Source organism: Bradyrhizobium viridifuturi, assembly GCF_001238275.1.
Classification (GTDB): domain Bacteria; phylum Pseudomonadota; class Alphaproteobacteria; order Rhizobiales; family Xanthobacteraceae; genus Bradyrhizobium; species Bradyrhizobium viridifuturi.
Genome location: NZ_LGTB01000035.1, coordinates 45,277 through 70,299, shown reverse-complemented (window position 1 = coordinate 70,299; position 25,023 = coordinate 45,277). Strand labels below are relative to the sequence as shown.

The 25,023-nt window shown below is 65.1% G+C and carries 24 protein-coding genes and 1 pseudogene; 10 read left to right on the top strand and 15 right to left on the bottom strand.

What is annotated here, in order from left to right:
• Position 1: 1 nt before the first annotated feature.
• From ALC15_RS28500 to ALC15_RS28490, 3 genes are read right to left on the bottom strand one after another with little or no spacing between them, the layout of a single operon-like run.
• On the bottom strand, positions 2-2,224 hold the full coding sequence (locus ALC15_RS28500) for a xanthine dehydrogenase family protein molybdopterin-binding subunit (protein WP_050630153.1): 2,223 nt from the start codon (positions 2,222-2,224) through the stop codon (positions 2-4).
• Positions 2,221-2,709, bottom strand: coding sequence for a (2Fe-2S)-binding protein (locus ALC15_RS28495; protein ID WP_050630152.1), 489 nt, complete (start codon positions 2,707-2,709; stop codon positions 2,221-2,223). The genes ALC15_RS28500 and ALC15_RS28495 overlap by 4 nt, the downstream gene beginning before the upstream one ends.
• Positions 2,706-4,049, bottom strand: a complete 1,344-nt coding sequence (locus ALC15_RS28490) for a cytochrome c (RefSeq protein WP_050630151.1) — start codon at positions 4,047-4,049, stop codon at positions 2,706-2,708. The genes ALC15_RS28495 and ALC15_RS28490 overlap by 4 nt, the downstream gene beginning before the upstream one ends.
• Before the next feature lie 133 nt (positions 4,050-4,182).
• Here ALC15_RS28490 and recQ point away from each other — a divergent pair, with 133 nt between their 5' ends.
• The 4 genes from recQ (at position 4,183) to ALC15_RS28470 (ending at position 9,981) form a co-directional block, all read left to right on the top strand.
• Complete coding sequence (recQ, locus tag ALC15_RS28485) at positions 4,183-6,051, top strand: DNA helicase RecQ (RefSeq protein ID WP_050630150.1); 1,869 nt, start codon at positions 4,183-4,185, stop codon at positions 6,049-6,051.
• Between the two features lie 143 nt (positions 6,052-6,194).
• Positions 6,195-6,890 carry an alpha/beta hydrolase gene (locus ALC15_RS28480; protein WP_050630149.1) on the top strand — a complete coding sequence of 232 codons (696 nt, stop codon included), beginning with the start codon at positions 6,195-6,197 and terminating at the stop codon, positions 6,888-6,890.
• A 193-nt stretch (positions 6,891-7,083) separates the two neighbouring features.
• Positions 7,084-8,832 (top strand): flavin-containing monooxygenase, encoded by a 1,749-nt coding sequence (locus ALC15_RS28475; RefSeq protein ID WP_050630148.1) that lies wholly within the window; start codon positions 7,084-7,086, stop codon positions 8,830-8,832.
• Between the two features lie 207 nt (positions 8,833-9,039).
• The gene (locus ALC15_RS28470; protein WP_050630147.1) at positions 9,040-9,981 is read left to right on the top strand and encodes a metallophosphoesterase; all 942 of its coding nucleotides are present in this window, start codon (positions 9,040-9,042) and stop codon (positions 9,979-9,981) included.
• Positions 9,982-10,097: 116 nt separating this feature from the next.
• On the opposite strand, the gene ALC15_RS47685 is transcribed toward ALC15_RS28470, so the two are convergent.
• The 4 genes from ALC15_RS47685 to ALC15_RS28455 form a co-directional block, all read right to left on the bottom strand.
• Positions 10,098-10,532 carry a trypsin-like peptidase domain-containing protein gene (locus ALC15_RS47685; RefSeq protein ID WP_347336322.1) on the bottom strand — a complete coding sequence of 145 codons (435 nt, stop codon included), beginning with the start codon at positions 10,530-10,532 and terminating at the stop codon, positions 10,098-10,100.
• Positions 10,499-11,317: a trypsin-like peptidase domain-containing protein gene (locus ALC15_RS47680; protein WP_347336321.1), complete on the bottom strand. Its 819-nt coding sequence runs from the start codon at positions 11,315-11,317 to the stop codon at positions 10,499-10,501. Before ALC15_RS47680 ends, ALC15_RS47685 begins: the two co-directional genes overlap by 34 nt.
• A 244-nt stretch (positions 11,318-11,561) precedes the next feature.
• Positions 11,562-11,807 carry a hypothetical protein gene (locus ALC15_RS28460; protein ID WP_244486308.1) on the bottom strand — a complete coding sequence of 82 codons (246 nt, stop codon included), beginning with the start codon at positions 11,805-11,807 and terminating at the stop codon, positions 11,562-11,564.
• 110 nt (positions 11,808-11,917) lie between these two features.
• Positions 11,918-12,931 (bottom strand): 1-aminocyclopropane-1-carboxylate deaminase, encoded by a 1,014-nt coding sequence (locus ALC15_RS28455; protein WP_050630146.1) that lies wholly within the window; start codon positions 12,929-12,931, stop codon positions 11,918-11,920.
• Positions 12,932-13,101: 170 nt separating this feature from the next.
• On the opposite strand from ALC15_RS28455, the gene ALC15_RS28450 reads away from it, so the two are divergent.
• The gene (locus ALC15_RS28450; RefSeq protein ID WP_050630145.1) at positions 13,102-13,566 is read left to right on the top strand and encodes an Lrp/AsnC family transcriptional regulator; all 465 of its coding nucleotides are present in this window, start codon (positions 13,102-13,104) and stop codon (positions 13,564-13,566) included.
• Positions 13,567-13,601: 35 nt separating this feature from the next.
• Here ALC15_RS28450 and ALC15_RS28445 read toward each other — a convergent pair whose 3' ends face one another.
• Complete coding sequence (locus tag ALC15_RS28445; RefSeq protein WP_050630144.1) at positions 13,602-15,170, bottom strand: serine hydrolase domain-containing protein; 1,569 nt, start codon at positions 15,168-15,170, stop codon at positions 13,602-13,604.
• Positions 15,171-15,489: 319 nt separating this feature from the next.
• Between ALC15_RS28445 and ALC15_RS28440 the strand changes: the two genes are divergently transcribed.
• From ALC15_RS28440 to ALC15_RS28425, 4 genes are all read left to right on the top strand, one after another.
• Entirely contained in the window at positions 15,490-16,890 is a 1,401-nt protein-coding gene (locus tag ALC15_RS28440; protein ID WP_050630143.1) for a selenium-binding protein SBP56-related protein, read from the top strand.
• Positions 16,887-17,561 (top strand): hypothetical protein, encoded by a 675-nt coding sequence (locus ALC15_RS28435; protein ID WP_050630142.1) that lies wholly within the window; start codon positions 16,887-16,889, stop codon positions 17,559-17,561. Before ALC15_RS28440 ends, ALC15_RS28435 begins: the two co-directional genes overlap by 4 nt.
• Before the next feature lie 139 nt (positions 17,562-17,700).
• Positions 17,701-18,867: a LysM peptidoglycan-binding domain-containing protein gene (locus ALC15_RS28430; protein WP_050630141.1), complete on the top strand. Its 1,167-nt coding sequence runs from the start codon at positions 17,701-17,703 to the stop codon at positions 18,865-18,867.
• A gap of 99 nt (positions 18,868-18,966) precedes the next feature.
• Positions 18,967-19,806 carry an NAD-dependent protein deacetylase gene (locus ALC15_RS28425; RefSeq protein ID WP_283806303.1) on the top strand — a complete coding sequence of 280 codons (840 nt, stop codon included), beginning with the start codon at positions 18,967-18,969 and terminating at the stop codon, positions 19,804-19,806.
• Positions 19,807-19,962: 156 nt separating this feature from the next.
• On the opposite strand, the gene ALC15_RS28420 is transcribed toward ALC15_RS28425, so the two are convergent.
• The 4 genes from ALC15_RS28420 to minC are packed head-to-tail and all read right to left on the bottom strand — an operon-like array spanning position 19,963 to position 22,085.
• Positions 19,963-20,259: a hypothetical protein gene (locus ALC15_RS28420; protein ID WP_050630139.1), complete on the bottom strand. Its 297-nt coding sequence runs from the start codon at positions 20,257-20,259 to the stop codon at positions 19,963-19,965.
• Positions 20,256-20,534 carry a cell division topological specificity factor MinE gene (gene minE / locus ALC15_RS28415; RefSeq protein WP_035650796.1) on the bottom strand — a complete coding sequence of 93 codons (279 nt, stop codon included), beginning with the start codon at positions 20,532-20,534 and terminating at the stop codon, positions 20,256-20,258. The genes ALC15_RS28420 and minE overlap by 4 nt, the downstream gene beginning before the upstream one ends.
• Positions 20,534-21,349 (bottom strand): septum site-determining protein MinD, encoded by an 816-nt coding sequence (gene minD / locus ALC15_RS28410; RefSeq protein WP_050630138.1) that lies wholly within the window; start codon positions 21,347-21,349, stop codon positions 20,534-20,536. Before minD ends, minE begins: the two co-directional genes overlap by 1 nt.
• A 25-nt stretch (positions 21,350-21,374) precedes the next feature.
• Positions 21,375-22,085 (bottom strand): septum site-determining protein MinC, encoded by a 711-nt coding sequence (gene minC / locus ALC15_RS28405; protein ID WP_050630137.1) that lies wholly within the window; start codon positions 22,083-22,085, stop codon positions 21,375-21,377.
• Between the two features lie 286 nt (positions 22,086-22,371).
• On the opposite strand from minC, the gene ALC15_RS28400 reads away from it, so the two are divergent.
• On the top strand, positions 22,372-22,560 hold the full coding sequence (locus ALC15_RS28400; protein ID WP_050630136.1) for a hypothetical protein: 189 nt from the start codon (positions 22,372-22,374) through the stop codon (positions 22,558-22,560).
• A 68-nt stretch (positions 22,561-22,628) separates the two neighbouring features.
• On the opposite strand, the gene ALC15_RS43555 is transcribed toward ALC15_RS28400, so the two are convergent.
• From ALC15_RS43555 to pstS, 3 genes and pseudogenes are all read right to left on the bottom strand, one after another.
• Complete coding sequence (locus ALC15_RS43555) at positions 22,629-22,892, bottom strand: hypothetical protein (protein WP_128089613.1); 264 nt, start codon at positions 22,890-22,892, stop codon at positions 22,629-22,631.
• A 45-nt stretch (positions 22,893-22,937) separates the two neighbouring features.
• Entirely contained in the window at positions 22,938-23,654 is a 717-nt protein-coding gene (locus ALC15_RS28390; RefSeq protein ID WP_244486304.1) for a TetR/AcrR family transcriptional regulator, read from the bottom strand.
• 223 nt (positions 23,655-23,877) lie between these two features.
• Positions 23,878-24,887: pseudogene (pstS, locus tag ALC15_RS28385) on the bottom strand (phosphate ABC transporter substrate-binding protein PstS).
• Between the last annotated feature and the right edge of the window lie 136 nt (positions 24,888-25,023).

Here is a 25,023-nt window from a genome sequence, read left to right as displayed (position 1 = left end):
TTTATGCGTCAATCGCATCCTTGATCCGCTTGCGGCTCAGCGGCAGGTCGCGCAGCCGCTTGCCGGTCGCGTCCGCTATGGCATTGGCGAGCGATGCCGCCGCCGGACCCTGCCCGGTCTCGCCGCTGCCGAGGAACGGCTGGCCCGGGCGGTTGATGATGTGGACGGCGATGCTGTCGGGCACGGCGTCAAAGCGCAGGATCGGATAAGTCTGCCAGTCGATGCTGGTGATCCTGGTGTCGTCGAACGTGACGCTCTCATAGAGTGTCCAACTCGTCGACTGCACGATCGCGCCCTCGATCTGGTTGGTGATGCCGTCGGGATTGACGACCTGGCCGGCGTCGACGGCAGCGACCGCGCGCACCAGACGGGCCCGGCCGGTTTCGCGATCGACCTCCACCTCTGTCGCAATGGCGCAATAGGCGGCAAGGTTCTTGTAGCGCGCGAACGCAAAGCCATAGCCGCGATTCTGCGGCGGCTTTTGCCCGCGCGTCCAGCCGAACTCCCGGGCAGCGGTCTCCACCACCGCGCGGCCGCGCGCATCGTCGAGATGCTTCAAGCGAAACGCGACCGGATCATCGCCGGCGAGACCGGCCAGCTCATCCATGAAGCTCTCGATCGAGAATACGTTGTGATAGGCGCCGAGCGCGCGCATCGCGGAAATCCGCAGCGGCATCGTCGGGATGAAGTGATGCATCACATGCGCATTCGGGAAGTTGTAGATCGGGATCGCGTTGCGGTCGCCGCCGCCCTCCGGCAACGGCAGCGGCTTTGGCGCGGGCACCGCGAACGACCGCGCCATGTGCTGGGCCGCGAGCAACGAGCCGGCGCCGCCCGGCCGCATCGAATGCGTATTGCTCCATACCGCAAAATTCCAGTCAGCGATCCTTCCGTCCTCGGTCAGCGACGCGCTCAGCTTGGTCACCATCGCCGGACCATACGGCTCCCAGCCGTGCTCCTGCTCGCGCATCCACTGCACCCGAATTGGGCGACCGGGCAGCGCACGGGCAATCAGCGCGGCATCGGCCGCGGCATCGTCGGCGCCGTTATGGCCGTAGCAGCCGGAGCCTTCGACATGGATCAGGCGAACGCTCGACTGCGGCATGCCGAGCATCTCGGCAATCGCCTGCCGGTCCGGATAGACGCCTTGCGTATGCGTCCACACCGTCATCGCGCCATCGACGAACTGCGCGACAGCGCAGGATGGCCCGATCGAGCCATGCGACTGATAGGGCCGCGTGTAGGTGGCTTCGAGCGATCTCGCTCCATTCACCGCGGGATCGCTGCGCTCGAAAATCGCGAAATCCTGCGAAGGCAATGCCGTCAACGCATTTGCCAGATCCTGCTGGTTCGGCAGCTTCGCGCTCTCCCGCCACTTCGCCGCGGCTGACAGCGCCTTCATCGCCTTGACCGCGGAAAACTCCTTCTCCGCCACGACTGCGAGAAAATTGCCGTCCCGCACGATTCCGATCACGCCGGGCATCTTCTCGATCGCGGCGGTGTCGCATTCGGAGAGCTGCGCGCCGTAGCTCGGCGGGCGCACCACGCGTGCATGCACCATGCCGGGCAGCCGCATGTCCTGCACATAGGCCGCGCCGCCGGTGACCTTGGCCGGAATATCGACGCGCGGCACCGGCTGTCCCATCACTTTGAAGCTCGCGGGATCCTTGAGGTGCGACGTCGGCTGCGCCTCGACATGCAGCAAGTCCGAGGCGACGAGCTCGCCGTAGCTCAGGCGGCGACCATCAGGGGCGATGACGACCGCGCTCTCGGTTCGCAACCCGTCGGGCGGCAGGTCGAACTGCCGCGCCGCCTCCGCGACCAGCAGCGCGCGCGCCTGCGCCGCGGCGTGCAGGATCGCGGTGCCGCTATCCTGCATCGAGTGGCTGCCGGAGGTGTAGCCCTCGTTCGCCGTGAGTTTCGTATCGGCAGTGATCACCTTCAGCGCATCGAAGGGAATGTCGAGCTGCTCGGCCGCGATCTGCTGGAACGCAGTCCGGAAGCCCTGGCCAAGCTCGGCCTTGCCCGTGAAAGCCGTGATCTGGCCGTCGGCATCGATGCGGATCCAGGAATCCAGATTGGGCGAGGTCGCAAGGCTGCCCGGCAGTTTCGGACCCTGCGCAGCCTTCTCCTGTGCCCCCGCACGGCGCAGCGAGAAGCTGACGATCAGCGCGCCGCCACCGGCCAGCACGCTGCGGCGATCGAGCACCACGGGAGCGGTCATCGGACGCTCCTGTCACTTGCGTCGGCCGTATCCATCAGCCGGGCGGCGCGATGCACCGCGCGCAGGATACGCATGTGGGTGCCGCAGCGGCACAGATGCGGCTCGAGCTCGGCGCGGATCTGCGCATCCGACGGCTTCGGATTGCGCATCAACAGCGCCTGCGCCCGCATCATCATCCCGGCGATGCAATAGCCGCATTGCGCCGCCTGCTCCTCCATGAAGGCGCGCTGGATCGGCGCCGGAGCCGCCACCGTGCCGAGCCCTTCCAGCGTCGTCACCTGCTTGCCCTCGACCAGCAGCAGCGGCGTGACGCAGGACAGCACCGCCTTGTTGTCGACGATGACGGTGCAGGCACCGCATTGGCCGAGCCCGCAGCCGAACTTGGCGGCATTGAGCGCAAGATCATCGCGCAGCACATAGAGCAGCGGCGTATCCGGATCGGCGTCGACCTGATGATCCCGGCCATTGACCTTCAATGCCATCATGGCTTGCCTCGTTGTCTGGAGTCCGCAGGCGCGTCGGCCGCCGCAAGCGAAGCGGCCTGCACGGCGCGCGCATCGCGCACCGCCTTGTCGAGATCGCTCCATGCCGGCCGCTTGCCGAAGCGGGCGCGGAGATAGGCCGCGAGCGCAACCATCTGCGCGTCATCGATGCTGGCGGCGAAGCCCGGCATGATTGGACTGCGCTCGCCGGCGACGGCGCCTACGCCCGATAGCACGATGTTGAGAAGGTTGCGCGGATCGGAGCCTGCGATCGCCGTGCTGAGCGCGAGGTTGACACCACCGTATGGCAGTGCACGGCCGCCCTCATGGCAGCTCGCGCAGGCCGCGGTATAGATCGCGGCGCCTGCGGCGTTGGCTTGCGTTGCATCCGCCGCGGCCGATTGCGCCGCTGCATCATTGGGCGACTTGCGATCCGGCGTGGGCGCGCCCGAGACATCGGCCATGTACGCTGCGATGGCGCGCACGTCGCGGTCGGGCACCGTCGCGAGGTTACCGACCACCTCAGCCATCGGTCCGCGCGCGGTGCCGTGATCGGCGTGCCAGCCGCGGCGCAGATAGGCGTACAGCGCATCGGCGGTCCAGCGCACCGGGGCGTGCGAGGTGTCGTTCAGCGCGTAGGCGTGCCAATTGTCGACGTCGCCGCCGGAGAACTGCGCATTGACCTGCTCGGCGCCGAGCGCATTGCGCGGCGTGTGGCAGGCTCCGCAATGCGCGAGCCCCTCGACCAGATAGGCGCCGCGGTTCCATTCCGCCCCCTTCGCGGCGTTGGAAGGAACGTCGCCGCTGCGAAGATACAGCAGCTTCCAGCCTGCAATCAGCGGCCGGTAGTTCAACGGGAACGACAGCTGATTCGCCGGCGATGACGCATGCACCGGCTGCCGCGTCATCAGGAACGCATAGAGGGCCCGGTCGTCCGCGTCAGATACATTGGTGAAATGGTCATAGGGAAAGGTTGGATAGAGGTGCCGGCCGTCGCGGCCGACGCCCGCGCGCATCGCGCGGACGAACGCCTCCTCAGGCCAGCTGCCGATGCCGGTCTCGGCGTCCGGCGTGATGTTCGACGAGAAGATGGTGCCGAAAGGCGTCGGAACCGGAAGCCCGCCGGCGTAATTTCCACCGCCCTGCACGGTATGGCAGGTGTTGCAATTGCCGATCGCCGCGAGATCGCGGCCGCGTTTGACGATCTCGGGATCGAACGTATCGGGCCGCGGCGGCGCCATGGCCGCAATCTGCGGCCGCCAGGCGACCGCAAAGCCCACCGCCGCCCCCGCGACCAGCACGATCGCCGCAATGCCTGTGATGATCCGCAGTTGACCGGCCATGCGTCAATTGAGTTTGTTGTTGGGACGTGTATTAACACGTTTCGTTCCGGTATCGTTCGCCCAGACGACCTCGATCACCGCCTGTTGACCCCAAGGACATCCGGGGAAATCCCAAGGGATCAAGCAAGGGATCATGACCGCCCAGACCGCCCTCGATCACGCATCCGCTCCGCGCCGCGACGCGCGATCCGTGCTCAGTTCCGTGTTCGGCCTGTCGGGATTCCGCGGCGCGCAGGAAAAGATCGTCCGCCACGTCACCGAGGGCGGCAATTGCCTGGTGCTGATGCCGACCGGCGGCGGCAAGTCGCTGTGCTACCAGCTGCCGTCGCTGCTGCGCGACGGTTGCGGCATCGTGGTGTCACCGCTGATCGCACTGATGCGCGACCAGGTCGCGGGCCTCACCGAGGCCGGCGTCAACGCCGCGGTGCTGAACTCGACGCTGTCCTATGAGGAAGCGTCCGAGGTCGAGCGGCGGCTGCTCGCCGGCGATCTCGATCTGCTCTATGTCGCGCCGGAACGACTGCTCACGCCGCGCTGCCTCAACCTGCTCAGCCAGGCGCAGATCGCGCTGTTTGCGATCGACGAGGCGCATTGCGTCTCGCAATGGGGCCATGACTTCCGCCCGGAATATATCGGCCTGTCCGCACTCGCCGAGCGCTTCCCCAAGGTGCCGCGCATCGCGCTGACTGCGACCGCGGATGCATTGACGCGCAAGGAGATCGCCGAGCGGCTGTCCCTCACCGACGCGCCGGAGTTCGTCGCCAGCTTCGACCGGCCCAACATCCGCTACGAGATCGTCGACAAGCAGAATGCGACGACGCAGCTGAAGAACTTCATCAGGGAGCGCCATGCCGGCGACGCCGGCGTGGTCTATTGCCTGTCCCGCGCCAAGGTCGAAGACGTCGCGGCGGCGCTCAGCGAGGCCGGCATTCCCGCGCTGCCCTATCATGCCGGGCTCGATGCCGGCGTGCGTGCCCGGCATCAGGACCGTTTCCTCAATGAGGACGGAATCGTGATCGTCGCCACGATCGCGTTCGGCATGGGCATCGACAAGCCGGATGTGCGCTTCGTCGCGCATCTCGATCTGCCGAAGAGCATCGAGGCCTATTATCAGGAGACCGGACGCGCCGGCCGCGACGGCAAGCCGTCGGCGGCGTGGATGGCCTACGGCCTCTCCGACATCGTGCAGCAGCGCCGCATGATCGACGAATCGACCGGTTCAGATGCCTTCAAGCGCGTGTCGATAGGTAAGCTCGACGCGCTGGTCGCTTTAGCTGAAACTGTGCATTGCCGGCGGCAGCGCCTGCTCGGCTATTTCGGCGAGACCCGCAGCGATGAAAGCTGCGGCAATTGCGACAACTGCCTGACGCCGCCGCGCGTCCGCGACGGCAAGGTACTCGCACAGAAACTGCTGTCGTGCGTCTATCGCACCGGGCAGCGATTTGGCGCCATGCACCTGATCGACGTGCTGGTCGGACGGCTGACCGAGCGGGTCAAGCAGTTCAGCCACGACCAATTGTCGGTGTTCGGCATCGGCCGCGAGCTCAACGAAAAGCAATGGCGCGCAGTGCTGCGCCAACTGGTGGCGATGGGTCATCTGCGCGCCGACAGCGACGCTTTTGGCGCCCTGAAGCTGACCGACAGCGCCCGCGGCGTGCTGAAGGGCGAGACCGCGGTGATGCTGCGCGAACAGCCGGAGGGCGCGCGCAACCGCGCAGTCCGCAGCAAGTCGCGCCGTGGCGACCTCGCACCCGCACCCGACAGCCCCGGCGGGGTCGCCAGCCCCGCGCTGCATGCGGCGCTGCGCGCCTGGCGCTCGGACGTGGCGCGGGCGCGCGGCGTGCCGGCCTATGTGGTGCTGCACGATTCGACCATCGACGGCATCGCCGCGATGCGGCCGGATACGTTGAACGATCTGCGCAACATCGCCGGGATCGGCGACAAGAAGCTCGAGCATTACGGCGACGAGTTGATCCGGATCGTGAAGGCCAATGAGGGCTGAAAAATCGGGCTTTGCTCTCGCCCTGTCTTGGTGACGACATCGTGACACAGACGCGATGCAGCCACGGTTTGTCTCGTTGACGGCTGCCGGACGTCCGCTCATCCTGATCGCGTTTCCTAGCCCATCCACCGGAGGAGCCGAGCATGAGCAAGCCGACGATCATTCTGGTTCACGGATTCTGGGGAGGCGCGGCGCACTGGAGCAAGGTGATCGTCGCGCTCTCGCGCAAGGGGCACACCGGCCTGCAAGCGGTCGAGATGCCGCTGACCTCGCTCGCTGACGACGCCGAACGGCTGCGCAAGATGGTCAAGCAGCAGGCCGGCCCGACCCTGCTGGTCGGCCATTCCTATGGCGGCGCTGTGATCACCGAGGCCGGCGATCTTCCGAACGTGGCCGGCCTCGTTTACATCGCGGCCTTTGCGCCCGACGCCGGCGAGAGCCCTGGCGGCATCACCGCGGGACTCCCGCCAGCGGCGATTGCCAATGTCGCACCTGATAGCGACGGGTATCTCTGGATCAAGCCTGACAAGTTTCACGAAAGCTTCTGCCAGGACCTGCCTGCCGACGAAGCGCTGGTGATGGCGGTCACCCAGAAGGCGCCGCTTGCCGGCACATTCGGCGACAATATCACCGCGCCGGCGTGGCGAAAGAAGCCGGTCTGGTATCAGATCTCCAGTGAAGACCGGATGATCAACCCCGACAACCAGAGGCGGATGTCGGAACGGATGAAGCCCCGCAAGATCATCACGCTCGCTGCCGGCCACGCCTCGCTGGCCTCGAAGCCGAACGAGGTGAGTGCCTTCATCGACGAGGCTGCGACCAGCCTGGCCGAAGCGTAGCACAACGCATCCGATCCGCTCGGCGGCTGGAGTGAGGCAGCGCCCGGATACCGCAGTGATCGCCACAGCATAGGAGCCATACCCCGCGCGGCACCGCATGCGCTTGCGGGCCGCGCCGCAACAGCCCTAATCTTTTGCCGCTGCGTCCAACGAGGCGCGGCCAAGGCATAACGATATAGGGAAGAGACGGACCATGGCTCAGGAGAGCACCGCGCGCACGACTGCGCGCCCTGCGGAAAATGGAACGTTCGATGCCGTGGTGATCGGCGCTGGATTCGCCGGCATGTACATGCTGCACCGGCTGCGCGGGCTCGGCTTCACTGCGCGGGTCTATGAGGCCGGTGGCGGGGTCGGCGGCACCTGGTACTGGAATCGCTATCCCGGCGCGCGCTGCGACGTCGAGAGCCTGCAATATTCCTTCTCGTTCTCTGAGGAACTTGATCAAGACTGGAGCTGGTCGGAGAAATATTCTCCGCAGCCCGAAATTCTCGCTTACGCCAACCATGTCGCCGACCGCTTCGACCTGCGCAGCCAGATCGTGTTCGACACCCGCGTCACCGCGGCGACCTTCGACGAGCAGGCAGGAACATGGTCGATCGAAACCGACCGTGGCGACAAGGTCACCGCGAAATTCTGCATCATGGCGGTCGGATGCCTTTCGGCGCCGAACCGTCCGGCTTTCACCGGCATGGCGGATTTCCGCGGGCCGATCTATCACACCGGCGAATGGCCGCATGAGGGTGTCGATTTCACGGGCCTGCGCGTCGGCGTCATCGGCACCGGCTCGTCGGCGATCCAGTCGATCCCGATCATCGCCCAGCAGGCCTCCGAGCTCACCGTATTCCAGCGCACCGCGACCTGGTCAGTGCCGGCGTGGAACGAGCGGCTGTCAGCGGAGTATCTCAGGGAAGCCAAGGCGCATTATCCGGAGCTGCGCGCGAAAGCGCGCGCGCGCCCAACCGGCTTCTATTTCCAGTTCAATGCCCAGCCCGCGCTGCAGGCGAGCGAGGATGAACGCGAGCAGCTGTATGAGGAAGCCTGGCAGCGCGGCGGCCTGCCCTTCCTCGGCGCGTTCGGCGACCTCCTGTTCGAGAAGGCAGCCAACGACACCATCGCCGATTTCGCGCGCGAGAAGATCCGCGGCATCGTCAAGGATCCCGCCACCGCCGAACTGCTGTGTCCGCAAAATGTGTTCGGCTGCAAGCGGCTCTGCGTCGATACCAATTATTTCGAGACCTACAATCTGCCGCATGTGAAGCTGGTCGACGTCTCGAAGACGCCGATCGAACGCTTTACCACCGACGGCATCGTGGTCGACGGCACCGAATACGAGTTCGACGCCATCGTTTCCGCCACTGGCTTTGCCGCCATGACCGGCTCGTTCGACAAGATCGCGATCACCGGCCGCGGCGGGCAGACGCTCGCCGAGAAATGGCGGGCAGGCCCGCGCGCCTATCTCGGTCTCGCCTCGGAAGGATTTCCGAACCTGTTCATGATCACCGGGCCCGGTAGCCCATCAGTGCTCGCGAGCATGATCCAGGCGATCGAGCAGCATGTCGACTGGCTGGCGGATTGCCTTGGCCACATGCGCGACATCGGCGCCGGCACGATCGAGGCGGTCCGCGACGACGAGGATGCCTGGGTCGCCCATGTCAACGACGTCTCCACGGTCTCGCTGCGCTCGACCTGCAGCTCCTGGTATGTCGGCGCCAATATCCCGGGCCGTCCCCGCGTGTTCATGCCCTATATCGGCGGCTTCCCGATCTATGTGCAGAAGTGCAATGAAGTGATGAATTCGGGCTATGACGGCTTCGTGCTGCAGGGCGGACGCAACGGCAATGCACCGCCACAGGTCCGCTTCACCGGACGCTGGCAGGTTCCGCTCGACATCGAGGTGATCTCGCCGGCTGCCGTTGCCGCAAGGCGCGTCCCCGTGGTCTGAGCCGCGATGAGATTGGGTCGAATTGTTATCGCGCTTTAGCTTCTTGCTTGAGCATGATCTCCGCGCAAACGCGTCCCGCGTTTGTCGCGAGGGAAAACCGCTGCGCGCTTTTCCGGATCATGCTTTGGCATCAGCGGTATCCGCATCGGGATCGCGCATGATAGTGTCGCGCCGGTCCGCGTCGTATCGCGGGCCGCACGGGGGACGATGGCCGACACGGCATTGCAGGGACTGGTCGAGCGGATCGGCGCAGATCACGTCGTGCGCCGGCTTGGGATCGAGTCCGCGCACGAGAAGCAGCTGATCGGCCAGGGTACGCTGGTGTTCAACGTCGAGAACTGGCGCCTCGCGCCGTGGATCGTCACGACCGCGCTCAAGCTGACCGGCCTCCATGGCCGGGCGCGGCGCAACGCCGACCGGGTCGAGGTGCGGCGCAATCTGGTGACGTCGACGCGCCTGCCTGCGGCCTTCGACGGCTTCACCATCCTACATCTCAGCGATCTCCACGCCGACATCAGCCAGGGCGCGATGCGGCATCTGGCTGATGTCGTGCGCCATGTCGCCTGCGACATCTGCGTCCTGACCGGCGACTATCGCGGCAGGACGTTCGGCCCGTTCGAGACCAGCCTCACGCTGATGAAGGATCTCTGCGCGCGCATCAAGCTGCCGCTCTACGGCGTCCTCGGCAATCACGACAGCATCCGCATGACGCCGGCGCTCGAAGCAATGGGGATCAGGATGCTGTTCAACGAGCAGGAGCCGATCACGCGCGATGGCGCAACGATCCACCTCGCCGGAATCGACGACGCGCATTTCTACCGCACCGACGACATCGCAAAGGCCGCCGCGGCGATCCCGCACGAGGCGTTCTCGATCCTGCTTGCGCACACGCCGGAATCCTATCGCGAGGCGGCAGCGGCCGACTTCGACCTGATGCTGAGCGGCCATACCCATGGCGGCCAGCTCTGCCTGCCCGGCGGCATCGCGATCAAGCTGGAGGCGCGGCTGCCGCGGCGCATGGGCAGGGGCGCCTGGCGCTTCGGCGAGCTCGCCGGCTACACGTCAACCGGCGCCGGCACCAGCCTCGCGCCGGTGCGGCTGAATTGTCCGGCCGAAATCACGGTGCACACGCTGCAGCGGCTGACGTAACTGGCGAGCTGCCCGAGCTGGGAAGATGCGTAGGATGGGTAGAGCACAGCAAGACCCATCGTTCTCAGCGCGGAACGATGATGGGTTTCGCTGTGCTCTACCCATCCTACGAGCCACTACTTCGTGTCGCCGCGCTTGCCCGCGGCTTGTTCATTCACCTTGCAAACGATCAGGAGCGTGTAGCCGCGCGCGTCCGTGGCGATCTCCGGCGTCTCGCGCTTTGTAGAGTCACGCCACTCGGCGGTCTGGTACTGCACCGCGCTGTTGTCGAGGAAGTCGCGCAACGCCCCGGTCTTGATCGCGAAATTGATGTTCTCCGGGATGGTTCCCGTTGCCCGTGCGACCGTGACAGCATCGAGCTTGGCCGCCACGACGCCGACCACGCTGCCGCCGAGATCGAACAGCGGGCCGCCGCTGTTGCCCGGCTGCACCGCGGCACTGATCTGCAGGAAACGGGTGTCGTTGAGAATACCGCTCAGCGACGAGACGATGCCCGTGGTGACGGTGAAATCGGACGTCAGCAGCCCGTGATAAGGGTAGCCGATCGCCACCACAGCATTGCCGACCGGAATCGGATTTTGCCTGATCTTGGCGACATCCTTGAACGCGCCGGCGCCTGCAGCAGCGCGAGATCATTGGTTTCGTCGCCGGACACCAGCCGCAATTTCACCGGCGCCTCGCCGCTCAGATTGCCGGTGATCTCGCTGCAACCATTGATGACATGATGGTTGGTGACGATGTGCCCGCTGCTGCTGACCACAAAGCCGGTCCCGGTCCCGGACTTCGCCTGCTTCTGCGGCGAGCTCGGAGCAGCCTGCTGCGGCGGCGCTGCCGCGGGCTTCGCCGCGACCGCGAATTCACCGGCATTGGCAACACCGTTCTTCTTCACCGAGACCACGCAATTGAGCAACGCCGGCAGTAGCTGGGCAGTCTGATTGAGGTTGAACTGAAACAACTGTCCCTGCGCGAACGCCGTCATCTGGTGCGCCTTGCGGAACTGATTAATCAGGTTGGAAGTCACCGGCATCTCGACATTGACGAGCTGGGTGCCGAACGGCATGCCGTAGACATTGATCGCAGGCTGGCCGTCGAAGGTCAGCGCAAGCGGAAAGGCCTCGCCCGGAGTCAGATGCCAGCTCTCATGGGCAAAGCCCAGCCGCCAGCTGCCATTCGCGGTAATCGCCACCACGAAGTAGATGCCGCTCTGATAAACCGTCCCCGCCGAGCAATGCGTGAACGCGCCGTCCTTGTCGTTGGTGAAGGCGCCACCCTTCCAATTGCCGACCCGTGATCGAGCCGTAGGGACCGCGGGCGCTTGATGGAGTTGCAGACACAAGCAACCATGCGGCCGCAACGACCGCCCAGACCACAACTCTCATGACGCGCACTCCCCAACCACAACCCATCATAGGAGGCGGAGAAATTCATCCGCAAGTGGTGCGCGGCTTGGCCTTCGGTCCTGCGGCCGCGCAATGCCGCCGCGGATGAGGCAATCGCCACACCCTCAGGTTACAAGCGGCATGTTCCTATTTTGTTCCTAGAATGTCAACTCAGACATAATCGGCCGCGCAAGGCGGGCGCTATTGCGGCTCCCGAGCCGAAGACTGCGCGGGCGGGTTTGGTTCGCGGAACCAGTAGCGGGATGCGAGGGCATGGACGCCGACGCCGATCAGGAAGATGCCGCCATACAGCTCGACTGCGTGATTCATCGCCAGCAGACGGGCGCGCAGCACGGCGCCCTGGCCCGGATAGGCCCAGAACCAATGCCCCACGGCGACGATGCCAACGCCGAGCGCGGCGAAGGCCCGGCCGGCCGCATTCATCATCTTCACCCGAAGGTCTCCCGACTCGCCCGGCGCGATGAAAATACCGGACGAAACTGACGCGGACCTGACGCGGCAGCCCGCAGGAGCCCTTGGAGGTCCCTTGGCCGGCCTCAGCCGTTGCGGAACGCGTAGGCGTAGCCGTTGAGCGCCGGCGCGCCGCCGAGATGGGCGTAAAGCACCTTCGATCCGGCCGGGAAGAAGCCCTTCTGCACCAGGTCGATCATGCCCTGCATCGACTTCCCCTCATAGACGGGGTCGGTGATCATGCCTTCGAGCCGCGCGCTGAGGCGGATCGCCTCCTTGGTCTCCTCCGACGGCACGCCATAGGCGGGATAGGCGTAGTCTTCGATCAGCACGACGTCATCCTCGACGATGTCGCGGCCGAGCTCGACCAGCTCAGCGGTGTTCTGCGCGATCGACAGCACCTGCGCCTTGGTCTGCGCGGGCGTGAAGGAACCGTCGATGCCGATCACGTTGCGCGCGCGCCCATCGGCGGCGAAGCCGACCAGCATGCCCGCATGGGTCGAGCCGGTCACCGTGCAGACCACGATGTAGTCGAACTTGACACCGAGCTGACGCTCCTGCGCGCGCACCTCTTCGGCAAAGCCGACATAGCCGAGGCCGCCATATTTGTGCACGGAGGCGCCGGCGGGAATGGCGTAAGGCTTGCCGCCGGCGGCCTTCACCTCCTCGATCGCCTGCTCCCAGCTCTTGCGGATGCCGATATCGAAGCCTTCGTCGACCAGGCGCACGTCGGCGCCCATCACCCGCGACAGCAGGATGTTGCCGACGCGGTCGTAGACTGCGTCCTCATGCGGCACCCAGCTTTCCTGCACCAGCCGGCACTTCATGCCGATCTTGGCCGCGACCGCCGCAACCATGCGGGTGTGATTCGACTGCACGCCGCCGATCGAGACCAGCGTGTCCGCGTTGGAGGCGATCGCGTCGGGGATGATGTATTCGAGCTTGCGCAGCTTGTTGCCGCCGTAGGCGAGTCCGGAGTTGCAATCCTCGCGCTTGGCATAGAGCTCGACCTTGCCGCCGAGATGCTTTGACAGCCGATCGAGCTTCTCGATGGCGGTCGGGCCGAAGGTGAGCGGATAGCGCGCGAATTTCTCCAGCATTCTGGCATCCTCGTGTCTTGAAACTTGGTGTCTGGAACGGCGCCACACCTATCACTACCCGCGCGAAAGGTGCTCTCTAATTTGGTCTATCAGATTATCTAAGTTTGCTTGGTTTGCTTCAGGTGTTATGGTTTCTCTCGCTAAATTGGCTAATGACGAAAGATTCTTCCATGTCATCCCGGCTCGACCGCATCGACCTCAAGATGTTGAGATTGCTGCAAAAGAACGGCCGGCTCAGCAATGCCGAGCTGGCCGATCAGGTCGGCGTCAGCCCTGCGACCTGCCATCGCCGGACCCAGGCGCTGTTCGACGAGGGTTATGTCAGTAGTGTCCGCGCCATGGTGGCGCCGCGCAAGCTCGGCAAGGGCACGCTGGTCATGGTCGGCGTCGTGCTCGACCGCTCGACGCCGGAAAGCTTTGCGAGCTTCGAGCAGGCGGTGGCGAAGCTGAAATGCGTGCTCGACTGTCACCTCGTTGCCGGCGACTTCGACTACTTCCTCAAGATCCGCGCCGGCGACATGGAGGATTTCAATCGCATCCATGGCGACCAGCTGATCGCGCTGCCCGGCGTGCGGCAGACCCGCACCTTCTTCGTCATGAAGGAGGTGGTGGACAATGCGGCGCTGGAGTTTTGAGCCGACGCAAGCGAGCGGAGGTTTCGCATCGCGCGTCAACCACCCGCCGTCCCTTCCGCCGCCCCCTCGCGCCCATCCCTCGCCTTGCCGCGCAGCGCGACCTTGTCGCCGTCATAGGTGAGCGTCCAGGTCCAGGCGTCGCCGAGCCCGACATATTGGAGATCGACGACGAGGGTTCGCTCGTCCGTCCACGCGCCCTTGACGGCGCGCACACCGAGGAAGGTCGGAGCGCTCTTGCGATAGAGGCCGTCGAGGCCGATCGGTCCGTCGAAGTGACGCCGTGCGGGATCGCCGACGTTGGTCTCCACGACGTAGCGCGGGTTCTCGTCGGCAAGGAACAGCGTCAGTGTCTTGATACCGAGGTTGTTGTCGGGGAATCTGTAGGTGCGGCCCGAGATCGTGGATGCGATCGCGGGCGTCGCACCGACCTGTGTCGGCTTCTCCGTGGCGACGTCGGCGATCGCCTTTGCCAATTGCTCGGCCGCGGCCGCATCGACCGGCAGGGCCTGGTCGGATTTGACAGTGCCGGAAATCTCTTCGGCCAGCTTGCCGAACGGGCAGAAATTGCTCGCCGTCATGACCGCAACGATATCGCGCTCCGGCAGGACCATGATCACCTGGCAATGATAGCCAACCGTCATGAAGATGTGCCTGTCGGGAATGGTCCAGAACTGGTTGGCATAGCGCAGCCGCGGATCAAACCGGGCATTCATGTTCACGGTGGCATGGTTGACGGCATCGAGGAAATCCGCGGGCAGCAGCTGCTTGCCGGCCCACTCGCCGTTGCGCAGATAGAGATAGCCGATCTTCGCCATGTCGCGCGGCCGCATCATCAGGCCGAACCCGCCAATCGGGATCCGTTGCGGATCCCGCCGCCAGAACGGCTTGGTAATGCCGAGCGGGCCGAACAGCCGCTCCTCGGCATAGTCGGCGGTGTTCTTGCCGGTGAGCTTGCTGACGATCGCGGACAGCAGATGCGAGCCGCCGCTGTTGTAATAGAAGATCTCTCCGGGAGCATGCGCCATCGGGCGGTCCAGAATGAACTGGACCCAGTCCGGGCTCTTTCCCATATCGCGAAGCGACTGCTCGCGGCCGCCCTCGAACCCCTCGTCCCAGTCGAGGCCCGACGTCATGTTGAGCAGATGCTGGACCGTGATAGCCTTCTTGCGCTCGTCGACATTGGCCATGCCGCTGCGATCGGAAAAGAAATCCAGCATCGGATGATCCAGGCGGTCCAGCAGACCATCCTTGTAGGCCATCGCCAGCAGCGTCGACACCACCGCCTTTGTGGAGGAGTTGATGACGTGCGGCATGTCGGCGGTGAAGGGCGCGTAATAGGCATCGAGCACGATGCGGCCATGGCGCGTCACCAGCAGGCTGTCGAAGCTGCGCGCGGTGCCGGCCGCCACCAGCTTGGCCAGGACAGCCGAATCCATGCCCTGCTGCTCCGGCGTCGAGGCTTGCCATTGTTCCGTCGGCCAGACCGGCTCGGCGCTCTGCCCGTTTGCCGCGCCGGAATAAGCAGATGCGAGCAGGATGAGCGCGCCCAGCGCCGCAGCCCCGATCCGTGACGAAAGCCCAACGACGCGATCGACTGCCTGCATGGTCCGCCCCTGCCAGTGACCAACTCGCGCAAGGCATATACCACGAGCGGCAGCGGTCTTGTCTCACAACTTGCGGACACCGGATGACCGCGCAGCGAGAGCCGGCCCCCCCAATTCCATGTGTGATACGGCTCACGAATTCGTGGCAGAACGCCACAGCCCATAGGCGTGCGCGCGTGTTTCCGGGAGGCGCATGATGCCGTAGACTGTCCGCAGCCAACCTCGCGTCCAGCGGAGTGCCAGGCCGCCCCATTCAGACCATTGCAACGCTGCGAACGGCCCGACGTTGGTAACAAGCCGACAAAACCGGGAGTACGTCATGACGATGCGACCCGACCCCACGTTTCACGCCTCGCCCAAGCTTGCGATGGAGGCGCCGCCGGAGCAGTACGCCTATACGCTGCTGCTCAGCCCCGACTTCAAGAAGCCCGATGCGCTCGCGGTGATCGACGTCAAGCCCGGCTCCAAGACCTATGGCAAGATCGTCCATACCGTGACGATGCCGAACAAGGGCGACGAATTCCATCACTTCGGCTGGAACGCCTGCTCCTCCGCATTGTCACCGCTCACCGGGCATGCGTTCATCGAGCGGCGCTATCTCATCATTCCCGGCCTGCGATCGTCGCGCATCTACATCATCGACACCAAACCCTCGCCGCTCGAGGCCAAGATCCACAAGATCATCGAGCCGGAGGAAGTGTTCAAGAAGACCGGCTACTCGCGGCCGCACACGATCCATTGCGGCCCGGACGGCATTTACGTCTCCACCCTCGGCGGCGGCGGCAAGGACGGCACGCAAGGCCCGCCCGGCATCTTCATCATGGATTGCGAGACCTTCGACGTGCTCGGCCGCTGGGAGATCGACCGCGGACCGCAGACGCTGCACTATGATTTCTGGTGGAATCTGCCGCGCGACTACATGGTGTCAAGCGAGTGGGCGCTGCCGCCGCAATTCGAGAACGGCATCGTGCCTGAGGACCTGCTGTCGAACAAATACGGTCACCGGCTGCACTTCTGGGATCTGCGCGCGCGGCGCAACGTGCAGACCATCGACCTCGGCGCCAATCACCAGATGGCGCTCGAGGTCAGGCCTGCGCACGATCCGATCCGCGAATACGGCTTTGTCGGCGTCGTCGTCGACACCACCAACCTCGAAGCCTCGATCTGGACCTGGTGGCGCGACGGCGGAAAATTCCACGCCGAGAAGACCGCGACCATCCCGCCCGAGCCGGCGCCGAAGGAGAAGCTGCCGCCGCTGTTGCAGGGCTTCGGCGCCGTGCCGCCGCTGGTGACCGATATCGACCTGTCGATGGACGACCGCTTCCTCTACGTCTCCTGCTGGGGCACCGGCGAAATGCGCCAATACGACGTCCGCGATCCAAGGAAGCCGAAGCTTGCAGGGTCGGTGCATATCGGCGGCATCGCGCGCCGCACGCCGCATCCGAACGGCAAGGCGTTTGCCGGCGGCCCGCAGATGGTCGAGATCAGCCGCGACGGCAAGCGGGTGTACTGGACCAACTCGCTGTATTCGACCTGGGACGACCAGTTCTATCCCGACGGAATGCCGGGCGCCGAGGTCATGGCCAATGTCGGCGCCAACGGCGGGCTGGAGCTCGCCAAGGACTATTTCGTCGATTTCCCGGAGGGCTATCGCCCGCATCAGATCCGCCTCGAAGGCGGTGACTGTTCGACGGATTCGTTCTGCTATCCGTCGGTATGAGTGACGTCGATACGACGGCGATCTGGCTGTGGCTCGCGATCATCGCAAGCGGCCTCTATCACGGGATCAACCCGGGCATGGGCTGGCCGCTCGCGGTCTCCGCGGGGCTGATGGACAAATCCCCGCGCGCCGTCGTCGGCGCGCTGCTGCCGCTGTCGACCGGCCACCTTGCGGCGATGCTGCTCGTGCTGCTGCCGTTTGCGCTGCTGATCGCGCTGGCGGAATGGCAGCGCCCGATCCAGATCGCAGCTGCCATCATCATCATCGGCTTCGGCCTCACGCGTCTCGTCATTCGCCGTCACCCGCGCGCGCTGGCGCGGATACCGCCAACCAGACTGGCGCTCTGGTCGTTCGCGGTGGCGATTGCGCATGGCGCAGGGCTGATGCTGCTGCCGATCTATCTCGGCCTCTGTGCGACGTCATCAGCGCATGATGGCCACGCGGCGGCGCAACGCGTGATCGATCAGAATCTCGCGATGGCGCTTCTGGTCGCGCTCGTCCACACCGCCGCCATGCTCGCTGCCGGCGGCCTGCTGGCATGGCTGGTCTATCGCTACCTCGGCGTCAAATTCGTCGCGCGGAGCTGGTTCAATCTGGAGACGGTCTGGGCGGTCAGCCTGGTCCTTGTGGGCGCTGCAGCACTTGCCGTCAATTTCGTGGAATGGCGGTGAACTGCCCGGTCGGCCCCGTGCCCGAGGTGAGTAATCCTTTCATCCGACTTGATGGCGTGCACAAAGGGGCGCAGTCTCTCTTAACCCTTCACCGGCTGCGGGGTGGCGCGCGCGGACGCGCGGGGACGTTGATCCGCGGATGACGGTCATGAACGCCACGGCGATGAAACTGGTTGTACCGTTGCTGGCACTAGCCGCCGGCGGCACGGCGGCATTCGTGTTCGGCATCCACCGAACCCAGCTGATTCTGGGCGCGAACACGCCTCTGATGGCGACAGCACCATCCGCGCCGGCCGCTTCCGCACAGGACCAGCGCCAGACTGCGCTGGCGAAGGCACAAACCGAGACAGCGGCCCTGACCGACGCGCTCGCTGGTCCGTCGCCGGCACCCGGCGGCGATGCACTGCCGCAGTTCGACGTCGTCAATGTCGAGCCGACCGGCGAGACCGTGGTCGCCGGCAGGGCAGTACCGGGCGCAACGGTGGAATTGCTGCGCAATGGCGAGGTGCACGATCGCGCCGTGGCGGACAAGTCCGGCCAGTTCGTCATGGTGCCGCGCCCGCTCCCACCGGGAAACCACGACCTGACGCTGCGCATGACGCGTGACGGCAAGCAGGTCACCTCGAAGCAGAGTGTGGCGGTGGCGCTCGAGGCTGCGGCAAGGGAGCGGCCGATGGTGGCGCTGATGGCGCCCGACAAGCCGGTCAAGGTGCTGTCGCAACCCCCGGCCGCAGCGTCTGTTGCCGGGAAGGTGGCGATCGAGGCGGTCGAGGCCGAACCGGGTGGCAAGCTCCATGTGAGCGGCCAGGCAGCTCCCGGTGCGACCGTCCGGCTCTATCTGAACGGCAGCTTGATCACGTCGGCTGCGGCCGACCAGGCAGGGCACCTCTCGGTCACCATCAACAAGGGCGTGACGGCGGGCGACTACCAGATCCGGCTCGACGAGGTCGACCCCGGATCCGGCAAGGTCCGCGCGCGTGCCGAGGTGCCGTTCAACGTCCAGGACACGACGACCACGGCATCGATCCCGGCGCCCGCAGCGTCGTCCACGCGTGCAGGCGTGGCCACGCCACAGCTCGCGGCCGCGGCGGCTGCCACCGCATCTGACGTGAGCTCCCCCTCAGCGGTGATCGTGCCGAAGATCACGACGACCACCGTGAGCCGCGGCGACAGCCTGTGGCGGATCAGCCAACGCGCATTTGGCGCCGGCCAGCGCTACGCGGTGATCTATCGGGCCAACTCGCAGCAGATCCGCAATCCGAATTTGATCTATCCCGGCCAGGTGTTCATCCTGCCGGCACGGTAGGCCGGAACACCCCGGGCAAGCGCCGCAACACCATTTCACCGATGCCATGCCGCCATTGCAGGGGCCGCGTGAACGTCCCGCGCGCGGCAGGCCCGACATCTGGCGCAAGCGACGCGCCGCACTAGATGTGCTCGCATGCAACACCCCGCCCTTGAGGATTTCGTCGCCGGCCACCAGCGCCTGTTTGTCCTGACCGGGGCCGGCTGCAGCACCAATTCCGGCATTCCCGATTATCGCGACAGCGACGGCAACTGGAAGCGGACCCGGCCGGTCACCATCCAGGCATTTCTGGGCGAGGCGGCAACGCGGCAGCGCTACTGGGCGCGCAGCATGGTCGGTTGGCGACGGTTCGGCCGCGCGATGCCGAACGGGGCGCATCGCGCACTGGCGAAGCTCGAACAGCAAGGCCGCTGCGAGCTGCTGTTGACCCAGAACGTCGACCGCTTGCACCAGGCCGCCGGCAGCGAGCGCGTGATCGACCTGCACGGCCGGCTCGACGTGGTGCGCTGCCTCGGCTGCGGCGCCACGACCCCGCGTGAGCAGTTTCAGGGCGAGCTGGCGCGGCTGAACCCTGCCTGGCTCGCGCTCGATGCCACTGACGCGCCCGATGGCGATGCCGATCTCGAACAGGATTTTTCGTCATTCGTGGTGCCGGCCTGCGAGGCCTGCGGCGGCGTGCTGAAACCCGATGTGGTGTTCTTCGGCGAGAACGTGCCGCGCGATACCGTTGCGTCCGCGCAGGCGCATCTCGAGCAGGCCGACGCCTTGCTCGTCGTCGGCTCCTCGCTGATGGTCTATTCCGGCTTTCGCTTCGTCCGGATGGCGGAGCAGCGCGGCCTGCCGATCGCCGCCGTCAACCTCGGCCGCACCCGCGCCGACGAGCTGCTCACGCTCAAGGTCGAGGACCAGTGCGAAAGCGCACTGGCGTTCTTGCTGTAAGCAGCCGACCTCTCCACGTCATTGCGAGTCAACGGGTCGCGCGAACGCGCCCCCGATGACAGGCTCCGCGAAGCAATCCATCGTGCCGCACACGTTGAAGCATGGATTGCTTCGTCGCTGTCGCGCCTCGCAATGACGACAGGCTGGATGGTCAGCTCACGCGCGATGGCGCGGCGACTTGGCCATCGGCAAATTGGCGTTCCAGTGCGTCCAGCTGACGCTGGCGAGGCTACCGAGATCCGTCGCCAGCGGGCGGCGGGTGCGGCGCTCGTACTCGGCGATGCAGCGACCGGACTCGCCGATCTTACGCTGCAATTCGTCGATCGTCATCTGCGTCGCGCGGCCGCAATTGGCCTTGCCGAGCTGATCGACCTCGATCTGCTTCAGCGCCGCGCGCAGCTTCTTCAGCTGCGCGCGCTGCCAGGCAATGTGACTGTTGCTGTCTGCCGTCATGTGGCTGCCACCATCTTTGATCGTTGCACGCCGTTGGGAACCTCGATGTCGACCTCGAGCATCGAGACGAACTTGCCGCGATCCATCCGGACCACGACCTTGTCGGGATCGACGTCGATATGCTTGGACACCACGCTCAGGATTTCCGAGCGAAGCGTCTCCAGAAGATCGGGCGCACCGCTCCGGCCGCGCTCATGCGACAGCAGGATCTGCAACCGCTCCCGCGCGACGGGCGCCGATGCAGCGCGGCCGCCGAACAGCCGCATTACGTTCATCATGCCGCCCTCCGTCGCAGAAGCCTGTCCATCAGCCCCTTGCGCTCGACCGGCACCACCATCTCGACCGCCTCGCCCATCAGGCGGCGCACCGCGTCGGTATAGGCCCGCGCCGGCGCGCTGTTGGCAGCGTTCAGCGTGACCGGGCAGCCGACATTGGAGGCGCGCAGCACGTCCTGGCTTTCCGGGACGATGCCGAGCAGCGGCGTCGCAAGGATCTCCAGGATATCGTCGATCGACAGCATCTCGCCGCGCGCGGCGCGGCCGGCATCATACCGGGTGACCAGCAGATGCTTCTCGACCCGCTCGCCTCGCTCGGCGCGGACCGTCTTGGAGTCCAGCATGCCGATGATGCGATCGGAGTCGCGCACCGACGACACTTCCGGATTGGTGACGATGATGGCCTCGTCGGCGTAGCGCATCGCCAGCGTGGCGCCGCGTTCGATGCCGGCCGGGCTGTCGCACAGGATCCAGTCGAACTTGGTCTTGAGGTCGGCGATCACGCGCTTGACGCCCTCTTCGGTCAGCGCATCCTTGTCGCGGGTCTGCGACGCCGGAAGCAGCCAGAGGTTTTCCAGCCGCTTGTCGCGGATCAGCGCCTGCGGCAGCTTGGCGACGCCCTGCACCACGTTGATCAGATCGAACACGACCCGCCGTTCCGCGCCCATCACCAGATCGAGGTTGCGCAGGCCGACGTCAAAATCGATGACGACGACGTTCTGGCCCAATTGCGCGAGCGCCGCGCCGAGCGCGGCGGTTGAGGTCGTCTTGCCGACCCCGCCCTTCCCAGACGTCACGACCAAAACCTTGGCCATTCTCTCTCTCCTTGTAGTCAGTCGGTCAGTTCAATGGTGTGATGCGCAGCATTTCGCCCTCGAGCCACGCCTGGGCGGGCCGGTTGCGCAGGCTGTCGGAAATGTCATCCGCGGTCTGGTAGTAACCGTCGATGGCGAGCAGCTCGGCCTCGATCCTCTGGCAGAAGATCCGCGCCGCCGAGTTGCCGTTGATGCCGGCCATCGCACGGCCGCGCAGCGTGCCGTAGACATGGATCGAACCGCCGGCGACGATCTCGGCGCCGGAGCCGACCGAGCCGAGCACGGTGACATCGCCCTCGGCGAACACGATCGACTGGCCGGAGCGCACCGGGCTCTCCAGCAGCAGCGACGGCAGCTTGCTTTTGTCCTTGTTTTTTTCCTGCGCCGGCGGCGCCTTCGGCTCGACATGGGTGATCGCGCAGGCGCGGCCGCCGGTCAGAAGCGGCGGCATGTTGGCCCCGAGCTTCGATTCGTCGACGCCCTCGATACCGAGAATCCGGATATTGCGTTCACCGAGGCTGCCGATCAGATGCGCGATCGCGGCCTGGCTGAGGTCGACCGCCGAGAGGTCGAGCACGACAGGTTTACCGGTGAAGAAGCCCGGAGACTTCTCCAGCGTCGCGTCGATCTCGGCGAGCCAGGACACGACAGGCACCACCGGCGAGAAAACGAACGCAACATAGGAGCGCCCGCGCATGCGGACCTGCTGACGTGCGACCTGTTGAGTTGCGTCCATCGCCCCTGACTCGGTTGTCTTGTCGAATGGTTAACAATCGGCCCGCATGGTTAACCAAAGGTTAACGGAAGGGGGTGTTTTCACGGATTTGAAACAGGTGGCCGTTTGGCAACGCTCCCCCAGGCTGTGAGGCGCCGACGAACACAACTGCAAATGTGCGCCGCCGAAGCTCGAGCAGGTGGAGGCTCGAGAAGACCCGGGGATCCGCGAGCCCAATTTGAGCTGAATCAAATTTTCATCGGGCCGGATCACGGACAATGACGCCCCGCGTTCGCAGGATCATTTCATGGCCAAGTCCCGCTGGACCGAGATTTTGCGCTGCCCGAAGTGCCCGCGCACGGGGTACGCCGAGCTGTGCGAGATCGGTCCCTTCCGCAATCGAATCGTGCGGGTCTCGGAGGATTTCGAGATTCGCACCGACGAACGGGGCAATGATTTCCAATGCAAGTTTTGCAAATTGCCAGCCCTGCCATGACGGCGGATGCCTTGGCTGGCATCCGCCGTTTCGGCATTCGGGGCCGACTTTCAGTCGAGCGATGCCGATCAACGCCGGGCTGACGGCGCTCGCTCGGTCTGCATGGATGCATCGAACACCGCGCGGCATGACGGGCTGAGCTGCTCGACCTGGGCGGCCATGCAATCCCTGATTCTGCTGCGGTTCGGAATGTAGGCGCCGCACAGGCGGACTGCGTCGCCCATGCACGCCTGACGCTGCATCGATTCGTCCGGTCCGGACTGAGCCAGGGCGGGCGTCATGGCTGACGCGATCGTTGCAGCGACAAACACGAGGGCAAGGCGAAGTTTCATGGATCACTCTCTCACTGGCAGTTGAAGTGTCGTCGAGACCGGATGTCACGACTGCGGTTTGCGGCCATTGCCGGCGGCGGATTCGCCGTCGGCTTGCGACGGCGGAAGATGCAGAAGGGTTGCGATCGTGGTGTCGAGCAGTTCGGTCCAGGCCGTCGCGGGATCGATCTCGGGCGCGAACCGGCTGAGCAGCATCGGAAAGGCCGGCGGCTGGTTGAGCGCCGCATTGAGCAAGGCAAAGAACAGCGCCGGATGGCTGCTGCGGATGATGCCTGCCGCGATGCCGGCCTGGAAAAGCTCGCGCGCGCTCTCATAGGCCGGACGCAGCAGCTTTTCGGTCACCAGCGTGGAGCGCTCAGGCGCTTCCGCGCCATGGCGAACCACGAAATTCCTCACCTGCGGATGCGCGGCATAGAACGTCGCGACCTTGACGATGAGATCGCGCAGCCGGTCGCCGAGCGACCGGCTCGTGTCGGTCGCGATCGCATGCACCTCGGCCATCACCGGCATCGCAAGCACGACGATGCGCTCTAGGCAGGCCTCCCAAAGCGCGGCCTTGTTGCCGAAATGGACGCGCACGAGATTCGGCGCGACCCCCGCCGCCGCCGCGACGCTGCGCAGGTCGGCGCCGTCGAAGCCTTGGGCGGCAAAGGCCTCGGTTGCCGCAATCAGCAGCGCCTGACGGCCGTCAGGCATGTCCTTGCTGCGGCGCCCCTTGGGCCGGGCGACCGGCGCGGTCGGTGTTTTGCTCGTCTCGGCCATCTTGTCCATATATGTTCAGTTGGACATATATGGACAAGATCTGACTATTCAAGGGGACACGCGCAACGAATCTCCGGCAGAAAACCCTTTTATCTCAGCCCATTACGCGAAACCCGGAGCAAATTTGCATTCCGCGCGCCCGCGTGAGGTCACGCTGGCCAAACAAAAGAGCCGGCGTCGATCGACGCCGGCTCTTGCGATTGCGCGTGCCTGCAGGAGCGTCTCAGCTCTTCACGTCGGCAGCCCAGGTCTTCTCGATCTGCTTCACGACGCTGTCGGGCATCGGGATGTAGTCGAGCTCCTCGGCGCTCTTGGCACCCTTCTCGAAGGCAAACTTGAAGAACTTGAGCGCTTCCTTCGAGGCCGCCTTGTCGCTCCCGTCCTTGTGCAACAGGATGAAGGTCGATGCGACGATCGGCCAGGACTTGTCGCCCGGCTGGTCGGTCAGGATCAGGTAGTAGCCGGGCGCGTTGGTCCAGTCGGCATTCGACGCAGCCGCCTGGAACGCTTCGTTGGTCGGCTGGATGGTCTTGCCGGCCTTGTTGATCAAGGCGGTGTAGGTCAGCTTGTTCTGCTTGGCATAGGCATATTCGACGTAACCGATCGAGTTCTTGGCCTGCGCGATGTTGCCCGCGACGCCTTCGTTGCCCTTGGCGCCGACGCCGACCGGCCACTCGACGGCGGTGCCGGAACCGACCTTGCTCTTCCAGTCCGGGCTGACCTTGCTCAGATAGTCGGTGAAGTTGAAGGTCGTTCCCGAACCGTCGGCGCGATGCACGACCGCGATCGCTTCGGACGGCAGCTTGGCCTTCGGGTTAAGCTTCTTGATCGCCGCATCATCCCATTTGGTGATCTTGCCGAGGAAGATGTTGGCAAGCGTCGGACCGTCGAGCACCAGATCGCCGGCCTTCACGCCTTCGAGGTTCACCACCGGCACGATCGCGCCCATGATCATCGGCCACTGCGCAAGGCCGTCCTTCTGCAGCTGGTCGGACTTCAGCGGCGCGTCGGTCGCACCGAAGGTCACGGTATTGGCTTCGATCTGCTTGATGCCGGCACCCGAGCCGATCGCTGGTAGTTCACGCTGCTGCCGGCATCCTTCTTGTAGGCGTCAGCCCACTTGGACAGCACAGGGAAGATGAAGGTCGAACCGGCACCGGTGATGTCGGCTGCGAAGCTGGGCGTAGCCATGACCACCAGACCGGCGGCCACGATCGACTTGACGAATTTCATGTTGATCTCCGTAGAAAGGCGAGAGGTCTCGCGCACTCGATGCACTCGTTAACGGCGGCACCGTTTTTCCGAACGCCGATGACGATGGGATGACAGAGACGCCTGACCTTCGACCTACGCCAAAAGTTTGAAACGG